Annotated in this window: 9 protein-coding genes and 1 tRNA gene; 8 read left to right on the forward strand and 2 right to left on the reverse strand. The window is 60.4% G+C overall.

Going from position 1 to position 12,215, the window contains the following annotated elements:
* Positions 1-105: 105 nt before the first annotated feature.
* Positions 106-1,266 carry an MFS transporter gene (locus Q3981_RS09120; RefSeq protein WP_303125495.1) on the reverse strand — a complete coding sequence of 387 codons (1,161 nt, stop codon included), beginning with the start codon at positions 1,264-1,266 and terminating at the stop codon, positions 106-108.
* A gap of 201 nt (positions 1,267-1,467) precedes the next feature.
* Positions 1,468-1,551: transfer RNA gene (locus tag Q3981_RS09125), tRNA-Leu, on the reverse strand.
* A gap of 419 nt (positions 1,552-1,970) precedes the next feature.
* Here Q3981_RS09125 and Q3981_RS09130 point away from each other — a divergent pair.
* From Q3981_RS09130 to pknB, 8 genes are all read left to right on the forward strand, one after another.
* Positions 1,971-2,957 carry a DUF3662 and FHA domain-containing protein gene (locus Q3981_RS09130; protein ID WP_303125497.1) on the forward strand — a complete coding sequence of 329 codons (987 nt, stop codon included), beginning with the start codon at positions 1,971-1,973 and terminating at the stop codon, positions 2,955-2,957.
* 44 nt (positions 2,958-3,001) lie between these two features.
* Positions 3,002-3,175: a hypothetical protein gene (locus Q3981_RS09135; protein ID WP_303125499.1), complete on the forward strand. Its 174-nt coding sequence runs from the start codon at positions 3,002-3,004 to the stop codon at positions 3,173-3,175.
* Positions 3,176-3,276: 101 nt separating this feature from the next.
* On the forward strand, positions 3,277-3,786 hold the full coding sequence (locus Q3981_RS09140) for an FHA domain-containing protein (protein WP_303125501.1): 510 nt from the start codon (positions 3,277-3,279) through the stop codon (positions 3,784-3,786).
* Positions 3,787-3,800: 14 nt separating this feature from the next.
* Positions 3,801-5,459, forward strand: coding sequence for a PP2C family serine/threonine-protein phosphatase (locus tag Q3981_RS09145; protein ID WP_303125503.1), 1,659 nt, complete (start codon positions 3,801-3,803; stop codon positions 5,457-5,459).
* Positions 5,460-6,917: an FtsW/RodA/SpoVE family cell cycle protein gene (locus tag Q3981_RS09150; protein ID WP_303125505.1), complete on the forward strand. Its 1,458-nt coding sequence runs from the start codon at positions 5,460-5,462 to the stop codon at positions 6,915-6,917.
* Positions 6,914-8,377 carry a penicillin-binding transpeptidase domain-containing protein gene (locus Q3981_RS09155; protein ID WP_303125507.1) on the forward strand — a complete coding sequence of 488 codons (1,464 nt, stop codon included), beginning with the start codon at positions 6,914-6,916 and terminating at the stop codon, positions 8,375-8,377. Before Q3981_RS09150 ends, Q3981_RS09155 begins: the two co-directional genes overlap by 4 nt.
* A 3-nt stretch (positions 8,378-8,380) precedes the next feature.
* Entirely contained in the window at positions 8,381-10,270 is a 1,890-nt protein-coding gene (locus Q3981_RS09160; RefSeq protein WP_303125509.1) for a serine/threonine-protein kinase, read from the forward strand.
* Between the two features lie 66 nt (positions 10,271-10,336).
* The coding region (gene pknB, locus Q3981_RS09165) for a Stk1 family PASTA domain-containing Ser/Thr kinase (protein ID WP_303125511.1) at positions 10,337-12,215 on the forward strand (1,879 nt) is incomplete at its 3' end.

Genomic DNA, 12,215 nt, shown 5'->3' on the forward strand with positions numbered 1-12,215 from the left:
CGAGACCTAGTCTTCTCATCTAGTGTTCTCATCTTTTGCCATCGGCTTTCTTATAACGGGGGACTATCGCCATTGTCATTTCTAGCCGCCGTTATCTCCCCACCATTACCGACGCTTACCACTGCGTAGTAAAAACACATTGCTGATAGCAAAAGCGGCGACGATGGCACACACGATGGCAACAACATAAGGTTGACCGCCCACAATTCCTGCCGCGAGAGCAGGGACAGCCGTGGCCACGTAACCGACCACGTAGTACGTCGATACTGTCTTGGCTTTATCGGATCGTGGCGATAGTTCGGCTGTGCCAGCCAACGAAGTGCGAAAACTGATTCCCTGTCCAATACCTGAAATACAGATGCCGAACCAGGCCACGATGGGCGCGCCAATAATGAGGGACACCGCGGTGGATCCCAGGCCCACCACCAAAATAATCATTCCAGCCGCCAAACTTGGCTCGCGGGGAAGAAATGCCATCCCAATTTGAGTTGCCGCGGAGACCGCAAGCATGAGAAACGTCGTAAAGGCCATGCCCAGTTGGCTGGATACTCCTAAGCCTTTCATGCTGAGTGGGACGACGGACTGGAAAAGCCCGTTTGTACCGTAGGCAACACCAATGGCAACGGCGAACGGAATGAAAGCAGACACGAGATTCTTCAGAACACCGATCTGAACTTTTAGCTTCAGCCGTCCTCGATTCTCGAGAGTCTCGGTGATTAATAACACCAATGCGCCTGCTACAAGCGTCAGAATTCCGTAAATGGTGAAAGGAATTCTTAGGGGTAACCCCGAATGTAAGGCAATGAACGCACCAAATAATGGGCCGAGTGCCAAACTCAAAGATGTGTAAATCGTGCTCAAAAGGGCACCTAAGGCAGGAGATATCGCCTCTTGCAGAGCTGCCGTAAACGCACCAGTGCATAACCCCACCGATAACCCGGATAGCGTGCGGGCAATACACAAACCAGGGAAATTAGTTGTCAGCGCAAAGGTTGCACTCGAGGCCAGCGAGAGCGCAATGCACGTCAAAATAACTGGTTTTCTTCCCACAGTGTCAGAAATGTGGCCAAACAATAAGGCAATAACCACACCAACGACATAAAAAGAAAAGAAGACGACAGTTGAGCTGGAACCCAGACCCCAATCCCGCTGATATATCGAATACAGCCCCGACGGAATCGTCGACCCGAGCACGACCATCGTCATTCCGTACGAAAGCGCTACACCGTCATAAAGTCGTCGCACCGTACCGTTCATCGCGCTCATATCCCGACTCCCTCACAGATCATCAACCCACGTCGATCAAGCCCTACTCCGTCCTCCAGCATGAAGTTAGGTTTCTTTAGGGAACACTGTATCTAAGGAATCAACAACGGTGAGGGGAAACTGGAAGAATGCGAAAGTCCCCGTCGGCTGAAACCCTTGCAGGATCACAACCAACGGGGACTAACACTCACAATGAAGTTGTGGGCGAAGGGGGACTTGAACCCCCACGTCCGTAAAGGACACTGGCACCTGAAGCCAGCGCGTCTGCCATTCCGCCACTCGCCCGAAACAACGCACGTCAGCTTAGCACGACGTCCCACGTCGAAAACAAAAGAGCAGGTCACAGGCTTGCAAAAGTTCACAAACTAGTCCGCAGACTCGCCGAAAACACCTCTATACCTCTTAATATGTCGGCTTCATATCTCATACATTTCTTATTCATATCGCGCACAATCCCGTCGATAGTGATCGAACTCGACGAAAAACCTGGACGTAGTACGCTGCTCTCCTATGTATTTACGAAAGAAATTCGTATAATGACCTGAACTTCTCTCAAATGGCATAGCGTAGAGAACAACACGGTCACATCAAGAACGATCGCAGATCAGGGAAGAACCGCGGCTGACCGCACACTTTTGCCATCAGCCGCACATGAGTGCAGCCCTGGATTTTCGCGCGATGCCAAGAAAGGTGTCCCAGTTCATATGGATATGCTCGGGCGTTTCCGAAAGCTCGATAGCTCCCTGCAACGCGGCATGGATAATGGATTCGCGCGCGTCTTCGGCGGATCCGTCGTCCCTGCCGAAATTGAGGAACTCTTGAAGCAAGAGGCCGAGGATTCCTTGGTTTATGGACCCCACGGCACTCTATATGCCCCCGACCGGTACGTCGTCTACCTAGCAGCAAAAGACTTAGACAAGATTAACGACGCCGATCCGGACCTGAACTTCGACCTCTCTGACCTGCTTGGACGCTTCATCCGCAACGAAGGATGGCGCACGTACGAAGCCGTCACTGTGGACCTCAAGAGCGACAAAGGCCTGCACACCGGCCAGCTCAAGTGCCACTCCTCCGTGTCAGAGCACCAGGATGCGCGGCCAGTGAGCCCGCCGACCGAGGTCTACGCCTCACAACACAACAACTCTGCCAACCAGAAGCAGCCGGGGCAGGCCGGACAGCCAGAGGGACAATCCGGCTACCCTCACAGCGTCGACTATGACAGCTACCGCCATGCGCAAGCGTGGTCCGAAGTTGCCGACGCCGCCGACACTGCTAACCCCGCCCCGGGAACAGGGCACGTCTCCCCCGCCGGTGCCGCAGCAGCGCCGAACGCGCAGGACAACGGCGGGTATGCCCCAGGACAGGCGTCGGTAAGCGGACAGGCAAGCGAACAAGCGGCCGTCACCCTCTTACTTCAAGACGGGTCCTCCCGGACATACCACGTACACGAAGGAACAAATATCATCGGGCGTGGTAACCAGGTGGATTTCCGCCTCCCCGATACCGGCGTATCGCGGCGACACGCCGAACTCGTGTGGGACGGAAAAGAGGCCGTCCTGGTGGATCTGCATTCCACGAACGGCACCACCGTCAACGACACCCCGATCGACAACTGGCTGCTGGCCGACGGAGACGTCATCACCGTCGGACACTCTTATATAGAGGTGCGAATCAACACGCCTCAGAGGTAGGACCGCGGATGTAAAACCGGAGTGCGAACTCAAAAGTCCGCGGCGTGAAAATTAGCTCGACGCAGACCAAACTCCGTGGCGGTGCCGTCGTCGATAGTGGTGTGAATACCGGCCTCAATACCGACGCTGACACCGTCGAAAAGCTTTACCGCACCTCTACGAACACGGGCTTTATGCTGCGGGGTTGGCGCGCGGGTACACCAAAGAAGGTAAAGTAGGGCACGACTTGAATCGGTGGGGTGTCCAGGTGTGCCTGTAAGCTCACTATCCAGCTGGCGCACATGGAGCCACAACCGATGCTGCTGCACAACCAAGGAGGATGCCCACCATGCAAAGCACGGTGTTGTTTCTCGTTAAACTAGCCATCCTCATCCTGCTCTGGCTCTTTATCGCGCTCACCCTGCGCGCTCTCAAACGGGATTCGGCTACACCCTCAGCCGCCGTGCTCGCGGCACCCGCCGTAGCAGCGCCCCAAGGCGGGCCTGACCCCACCGTCGCCCCCAATGCCGACGGCAGACGGAACCAGCGAAATAAGGCCCCACTCTCGGAACTCGTCGTGACCAACGGGCCCCAGAGAGGACAAACGATCGACCTGACGGCACAATCCGAAGTGTTCGTCGGACGAGCGTCGTCGTGCACACTTGTCCTCAGCGACGACTACGCTTCATCCCGTCACGCACGGTTCATCCGCAACGGAAACGACTGGTTCGTGGAAGACCTAGAATCGCGCAACGGGACATACCTCAACGAACAACGCATCGACCAGCTAGAAACCCTTACCCGCGGAGATGCCATCCGCGTCGGCCGAACCACACTGCACGTGCAGTAGGAAGGGATCATTAGATGACATATGCCCTGACCTACGCGGCCGCATCGCACGTAGGACTGATCCGCGGAAACAACGAAGACTCTGCCTACGCAGGCCCCCACCTGCTGGCACTAGCCGACGGCATGGGCGGACATGCGGCGGGAGAAATAGCCTCCCAGCTCATGATCTCCCACATCGCCCACGTCGACGATGTGGGACCCGGCGACGACATGTGCGGGCAGCTGGCCGACGCGATGGCCGAAGGTAACGCTGCTATCGCCAACCAGATCGACATCAACCCCGCCACCGAAGGCATGGGGTGCACCCTCGACGCCTTCTTCTTCAACGACGACACCCTCGCCATCTGCCACGTTGGCGACTCACGCGGATACCTCTACCGCGACGGACAACTAGAGCAAATCACCAAAGACGACACCTACGTCCAATCCCTTGTCGACGAAGGCCAGCTGGCACCCGAGGACGTCTCTAACCACCCGCAGCGCTCCCTCATCCTGAAAGCGCTGACAGGCCGGCCCGTGGAGCCCACCCTGATGCTTCGCGACGTCCGCCCTGGTGACCGCTATCTCCTGTGCTCCGACGGCCTCTCTGACCCCGTCAGCCACGACACCATCGCGGATATCGTCTCCCGCGGCACGCTCGACCAAGCTGCCGAGCGCCTTATCGACCTCGCTCTACGCAGCGGCGGGCCCGATAACGTCACCGTCGTCCTCGGAGAAATCGTCGACACCAGCGACGACGACTACGCCCCGGCCGCGCCTCTCCTCGTCGGCGCGCTCGATCCGGAACAGACCGACGTCGCCCGGCCCGATACCGCCGCCGGCCGTGCCGTCGGCATGAAGCTCATACAACAGAACAAAGAGGCCCAGGCGCAACGGAATCCTGGGGGGCGGTCCGGATCGCAGCCGGCGTCGCCCGACAACGGTGGGGCCTCCAGCAACGGAGGAGCACAGGCGTCGCGGGGTGACCTCGCTGATCCTGTGAGTGGCGCGGGGGATCGCGCTGACTCCGCCCACGGTTCAGCCGTCGCCGGAGGGCACGGCCATAACCACGAAAAACACAATAAGAAAAAAGGACGTCGCATCGGTCTCACGGTGGGCGTCATTGTTCTTGTCCTCGCCGTCGTCATCGGTGCCGGCGGGTGGTGGGCGAAGAAAACGCTAGATAACCGCTATTACATCGCCACCGACAACAACGAACTCGTCGTCTATAAAGGTGCCGACGAAACAATCCTTGGGAAAACACTCCACAGCACGTACCAACGCGCATGTTTGGATGCCAAGGGCAACCTCACGCTGCTGGACGCGAACTCCACTAAGAAATGCCACCGCTTCCAGCTGACCGATCTTCCGCCATCGACGCGGACCAACGTCGATAATTTGCCATCGGGGGACTACAACGACGTCCAAACACAAATGGAGCGGCTAGCTAAGCAAGCGCTCCCTGTGTGCGTCACCCGCGAATCGTCGCACGGCAACGCCGATAATCCCGACGCCGCCCGCGACAACCGCAGTGGTGAGCCACACGCGCCCTCTGACGCGGCAACCAGTGGCGAACCTGCACCGAGCGCACCCAGTGCTGGCGAATCCGCAGCCAACAATGCCTCGGGAGACACCGCCAACGGGCAACCCGGAGACCTCACCACACCTGGTGACACATGCCGGGAGGTGAAATAAATGACCTATTCACACCCATCGACAGCGGGAAACGCCGTCGCATACCCGGCGACGACAACCGGACAAGCAACCGACAACACGGGACCCATTGCGCGGCCCAAACGGCCACGGCGCTGGATCGAACTCGGGCTGCTGCTGGCTGTCACCGCGATCCTCGCTTTGGCGGTGATCGCCGTCGAAATCGCGGCTAACCACCCGCTGACCACGGATGTTGCCTACCTCCTCGGCGGGTTCATCATCATCTTCACCGTCGCCCACCTCGTAATCCTGTGGAAAGCGCCCTACTCCGACCAAATCATGCTTCCCGTCGCGGCGTTGCTCAACGCCATCGGCCTCGTCATGATTTACCGGCTGGACCTGGCCACGGGGAATAACCTTGTCCGCTCACAGATCATGTGGACGGTGATCGGTGTGGCCATGATGGTCGCCGTCATCGTCGGACTTCGCGACCACCGATCCCTCCAGGACTACTCGTTCCTGCTCGGTATCGCTGGTCTGGTTTTCATGGCTGTCCCCATGGTGTGGCCCACCAGCCTCAACGCGGACGCCAACGTGTGGGTGCAGATCGGGCCGTTCTCCATCCAGCCCGGTGAGTTCTCGAAGATCCTGCTCCTGCTGTTCTTCGCCTCACTCCTCACCACCAAGCGAGCACTGTTCAACGTCGCCGGCACCAAATTCCTGGGAATGAGATTCCCGCGGCTGCGTGACCTCGGACCCATCCTCGTCGTGTGGGGAATCGCCCTCGTCATCATGGCCGGTGAAAACGACTTCGGCCCGGCACTCCTGCTCTTCGGGACCGTGCTTGGCATGCTCTATATCGCCACGTCGCGGCCGTCGTGGATCATTATCGGACTCGGTCTTGCCGCCATCGGTGCCGTCGGGATTTACAACATCTCCGCCAAGATCCAGACACGCGTCGACAACTTCATCGACCCCATCAGCCACTACAACGAAGGCGGATACCAGCTCTCGCAAGCGCTCTTCGGCCTGTCGTGGGGTGGGATCACCGGCACCGGACTTGGACGTGGATACCCCGAAGAGGTGCCCGTCGCGCACTCCGACTTCATCCTCGCCGCTATCGGTGAGGAACTTGGCCTCGTGGGGCTCTCCGCGCTCATCGTCCTCTACGCCGTCTTCGTCGCCAGAGGCATGAAGACAGCGCTCAAGACACGCGACACCTACGGCAAACTCGTCGCCTCTGGGCTCTCGCTCACCATCGCGATCCAGGTATTCGTCGTCGTCGGAGGGATTTCAAGACTCCTACCGATGACCGGACTGACGACGCCATTCGTCGCCCACGGAGGCTCGTCGCTCCTTGCCAACTACATGCTGCTGGCCATCATCCTGCGCATTTCCAATTCCGCGCGGCAACCAGCTAGCGTTAGCGGGTCAGCCGCGACACCGAACCGTAAAACCAACCAGCAAGCCAGCACCAACCAGAAGGAGGCACAACAGTGAACCGGTCCATCCGCGCAGTCACCATCTTCTGCCTCCTCCTCGTTGTTGCCATGGTCGCCAACCTCACCTGGATCCAGGGGTTCCAGACCGACCACCTGGCCAAGAACTCGCTTGACCGTCGCCAGTACTACGACATGAAGTCACGCCAACGCGGACAGATCAGCGCCGGGGGAGAAATCCTCGCACACTCCGTCAAGGGCGCCAATGACATGTACAACCGCGAATACGTCAGCGACCCCGACGCATTCGGGCCCATCGAGGGCTACCTCTCTGACCGCTACGGGACAGCAGGTATCGAGGCCAGCCAGAACAACATCCTTAACGGCACCGATGACTCGCTGTTCACCAAACGGTTCACCGACACCCTCACGGGCAAGGAAACCCAGGGTGCCAATGTCGAGCTCACCATCGACCCCAAGACGCAGCGCGTCGCCTATGACGCCATGACCAGCCGCGGATACACCGGTGCTGTCGTCGCGCTTCGGCCGTCCACTGGGGAAGTACTCGCGATGGCCTCCACACCTGGTTACGACCCGCGCAGCATCGTGACCACGAATGCTGAGGAAGCACAGCAAAACTGGGCAGCACTCAACAACAACCCGGAATCGCCGCTGCTCAACCACGCGACGCAGCAGACGCTTCCGCCCGGATCGACGTTCAAGCTGATCACCACGGCTGCTGCCATGGAGAAAAACAACGTCAACGCCAACACCACGGTCACCGCGGAACCGCAGATCACGCTGCCGGATAGCTACACGACCATGGAGAACTACGACGGCGAGCGCTGCGGGAGTGGTTCCGTGACGACGCTGTCCACCGCGTTCACACTCTCCTGCAACACGGCATTTGCCCAGCTCGGGATGGCTGCGGGGACCGAGCAGTTCAAGAAGACCGCCAAGGCATTCGGCGTGGGTGAGAGCGTGGATGACTTCGGACTGCCCGTCCAGACGTCCACCGTCGGCGAAATTGCTGACCAACCGTCACTGGCGCAGTCTTCCATCGGACAGCGCGACGTGTCCATCACACCGTTGCAGGACGCCATCATCGCCGCCACAATCGCGAACAAAGGCAAGAGGATGAAGCCCTACGTGATCAAACAGATCACGGACTCCAGCCTCAAGCCCATCAAGACCACGAAACCTGAACAAGTCAATACCGCGGTCAACGAAGACATCGCGAACCGCATCACGCAGCTCATGATCGGATCCGAAAAAGGCACCAGCGGGTACGCCGGCGCCGACATCGCATCCAAGACCGGTACCGCCGAACACGGCGAAAACTCACGGTCCTCCAAACCACACGCCTGGTACGTCGCCTTCGGGCCCTCCCAGAACGCCGACGTCGCCGTGGCCGTCGTCGTCGAAAATGGTGGTGACCGAGGACAAGCAGCAACGGGTGGATCCGTCGCAGCCCCCATCGGCCGCGCCGTCATCGCCCAGGCACTCAAGGACGGGGTGTAAAACATGACCAATGACAACGATCTCCAACCGGATCGATCAGACATTGAGCGCGTTCAACGCCTCGTAGGAACCCACTACCGCCTCAACTGGATCATCGGCCGAGGCGGCATGTCCACCGTGTGGCTCGCCACCGACAACGACACCGGCGACCCCGTCGCCATCAAAGTTCTCAAACCCGAGTACACCGACAACACCGAGTTCCGCGAACGCTTCCGGAACGAAGCCAACGCGTCATCGCTCATCGACAGCCCCAATGTCGTTCACACCCACGCTTACCGCGAAGTTCTCGATGCCGGGCTGACCTTCTGCTTCATCATCATGGAATACGTGCGGGGCGAATCGCTTGCCGACGTCCTCGCGCGCGAAAAGAAACTTCCCGAAAAGCTCGCACTCGACGTGCTGCAGCAAAGCGCGCTCGGGTTGCAGGCCATTCACGCTGCCGGCATGGTTCACCGCGATATCAAGCCCGGCAACCTGCTGATCACACCCGACGGCACGGTCAAGGTCGCGGACTTCGGCATCGCCAAGGCCGCCGAAGCGGTGCCGCTCACGCGGACCGGCATGGTGGTTGGTACCGCGCAATATGTCTCCCCTGAACAAGCCCAGGGGATGAAAGTGGGGCCTGCCAGCGACATTTACTCGCTCGGTGTTGTCGGCTACGAAATGCTGACCGGCCAGCGGCCATTCCGGGGCGACTCCACCGTGTCCGTCGCCATCGCGCATATCAACACGACGCCGCCTGCTCTGCCGGAAAGCATCGGGCGGAATACTCGCGAACTGATTGCGACGGCGCTGCGCAAGGATCCCCGCGCACGCTACGCCAATGGTGCCGAGCTCACCATGGCCGTCGCCCATGTTCGCAACGGCGACATGCCGCCACTACCTGAAACGCTTCATCAACAGATCAACCAAGACGGCATGGTGACCCCCGGCGGGCCCGACGCCCCCACGGCCATGTTCGCCACCAATGGTGAGCCCCAGCCGACTGCGCAATTCGTCTCGCCCACAGCGCCTGGTGAATCCATTGCGCAGGTCACCGAACAACCTCAAACCCCTGCGCCCAAGGTCCAGGGGCCAGCGCCGCAACCCGGTGGCACCGTCCACCCATCACTCGGCGGAGCGGCAACTAACCGTGGCCCCTCCGATAGCACACGTGTCAGCCCCGTAGCACAGCAGAATGCTGCAGCTCCCGGCGCGGCAGCGGCCGCTGCCCACCGCGGTGCTGGCGGCACGCCCAATCGTGGACAAAGCCCTGCCCGGAACACCAACAAAGGCGCAGCGTCCAACAAGAACAACAACTCCAAGGCCACACGGTGGCTCTGGACGCTCATCGGGCTCCTCGTCCTCATCGTCGTCGCTATTGGTGCATGGATGGCTTTCGGCGTTCACCGCGATGGGGGACGCGACGAAACTGGCGAAACTGTCACCAGCGTCATCACCACCGTCGTCCCTGGTGAGAACAACGACAATGACACCGCGCCGGCGGAGACCTACCAGCCTCCGCAGCGGACCAACACGGAACAACAAACCAACCCCGGCACCGAGACCCGGCCTGTTCAGCCGACCGAGACAGGAGACCAGGGGACGAACAACACCCCCGGTACTGACAACGACACCACAGGCGGAAACGGAAACAACGGGACCACCGACGGCAACTCCGGTAACACCAACACCGGCGGGAATAACTCCAACGGGGGCACCAACAACGGGTCCGGGAACGCAGGAAACAACGGCAGCCGCGGAAACAGCAACGGCGGCAACAGCGGATCCGGCAACACCAACCAACAGAACTCCGCCATCAACGGAGGAACCGGGACAGGAGGAACCACCGGGCAAGGCCACAGCTCCCACAACGGAACCAGTAACGGAAATAGCGCTCGGAGCGGGGTCTAAACGATGGATTCAAACACCCTACTAGGGGGCCGATACACACTTTCCGAAATCATCGGCACAGGAGGAATGTCCGACGTTTACGCCGGCACCGACACCCTCCTCGGACGCGACGTCGCCGTGAAAATGATGCGGCCCGACCTCGCACGCGACACCACGTTCCTCGAACGATTCCGTCGTGAAGCGCTCAATGCCGCCAAGCTCAACCACCACGCCATCGTCGCTGTCTACGACACCGGGCAAACAAGCGAAGCCGACGGCTCCGTGCCCTACATCGTCATGGAACGCGTCCGCGGACGCACCCTGCGGGACATCATCCGCGAAGACGGACCCCTGGATCCCGAGTACGCCGCCACCGTCATGGCCGACGTCGCCGACGCACTCCACTTCTCCCACGAAGCGGGCATCGTCCACCGCGACATCAAGCCCGCCAACATCATGATTACGGCCACCGGGTCCGTCAAAGTCATGGACTTTGGCATCGCGCGAGCGCTTGGCGACGCGACGTCCTCCATGACGCAGACTGCGGCCGTCATCGGAACAGCGCAATACCTTTCGCCCGAGCAGGCGCGCGGACACTCCGCCGACCCACGATCCGACATCTACGCCAGCGGGTGCGTGCTCTACGAACTCATCACGGGACAGCCGCCCTTCCAGGGCGAATCGCCCTTCTCCGTCGCGTACCAACACGTGCAAAGCACACCGGTGCCGCCATCACACGTAGAAGGCATCAGGCTCAATCCGACCACTGCCACCAACGTCGACGCCGTCATCATGACAGCGATGGCGAAGGATCCGGCCGACCGCTATGACGATGCGGCCGATTTCGCCGACGACCTTCGACGCCTGGCTAGCCACCGCACACCGCTGGCCGCGCAGCATCGGACGAATCCTTACAGCCCGATGCCCCACCAGAACGATCCCAGCGACGTCGCGACGACGGTCATGCCCGCTGCAGGGACCGCCGGAGCAGCTGGAGCTGCCGGGATCGCAGCTGGAAGCGGCGCGCACAGTGCGGCCGCCCAAGGTGCTCACGCAGCCCAACCTGTCCCGTCAGACGCCCCCGGCCAAGCGCAAGGAGCACACGCGGCCGTCGCACCGGCAGGGAGCGACACCGCCACACGAAACTCCGGCGGCAAACACGCCAGCAAGCACTCCGAGCAGGGAGAGAAGAAACGCAGCGCGCTATCCACATGGATACGGATCATCTGGACGCTCGTTATCCTCGCCATTCTCGGGATCGGTGGCGCCATCGCATGGTCCTACTACCACGACAACACAACGAGCAGCAGCCTCCCCCACGTCGACACTAACGACAACAAGAAGATCAGCATCCCCGACGTTCGGAATCTCACCGAGGATGACGCGATCGCCAAACTCGAAGACGCTGGGTTCAAGGTGAAAACGCGGGAAGCGTCTAATGCCGACGTCGAAAAGGGCCATGTCATTGACACGAGCCCAGCAGCGGGATCGCAAGTGCCCAAGGGCACCCAGGTCACGCTCACGATTTCCACCGGAAAAGAGCAAACCGACGTCCCGAACCTCACGGGGAAGGACACGCAAGAGGCTTCACGGCTGCTCCAAGAAGCCGGGCTTGTGCTTGACCAAACGGTGAAAGAGGCGCCATCGGACAGCGTGGCCTCCGGCCGCATCATTGAGCAAACGCCGGCGTCAGGCTCCCATGTCGCCAAGGGAAGTAGTGTGACCATCACGGTGTCCACCGGGCCAGAACGCGTCCGAGTGCCCGTCGTTACTGGTCAATCCATCGACGACGCCCGCGGCAACCTCGAAGGGGCCGGGTTCAAAGTGACGGTCACCGAAGTCGATTCCACCCGCCCCGAAGGCACAGTGCTCCGCACCGCCAACGAAGGCAACCAGATGCCCAAGGGAGCGACGATCGAGCTTCAGGTCTCCCGCGGTAACCAGCTGACCATGCCTAACCTCGTCG

Source organism: Corynebacterium sp., from assembly GCF_030530965.1.
In the GTDB taxonomy this organism is placed as follows: domain Bacteria; phylum Actinomycetota; class Actinomycetes; order Mycobacteriales; family Mycobacteriaceae; genus Corynebacterium.

Excerpts from the sequence above, each read along its gene's own strand:
- Q3981_RS09145 (WP_303125503.1), top strand. The coding sequence starts at position 3,801 with ATGACATATGCCCTGACCTACGCGGCCGCATCGCACGTAGGACTGATC.
- Q3981_RS09150 (WP_303125505.1), top strand. The coding sequence starts at position 5,460 with ATGACCTATTCACACCCATCGACAGCGGGAAACGCCGTCGCATACCCG.
- Q3981_RS09160 (WP_303125509.1), top strand. The coding sequence starts at position 8,381 with ATGACCAATGACAACGATCTCCAACCGGATCGATCAGACATTGAGCGC.
- Q3981_RS09130 (WP_303125497.1), top strand. The coding sequence starts at position 1,971 with ATGGATATGCTCGGGCGTTTCCGAAAGCTCGATAGCTCCCTGCAACGC.
- Q3981_RS09120 (WP_303125495.1), bottom strand. The coding sequence starts at position 1,266 with ATGAGCGCGATGAACGGTACGGTGCGACGACTTTATGACGGTGTAGCG.
- Q3981_RS09140 (WP_303125501.1), top strand. The coding sequence starts at position 3,277 with ATGCCCACCATGCAAAGCACGGTGTTGTTTCTCGTTAAACTAGCCATC.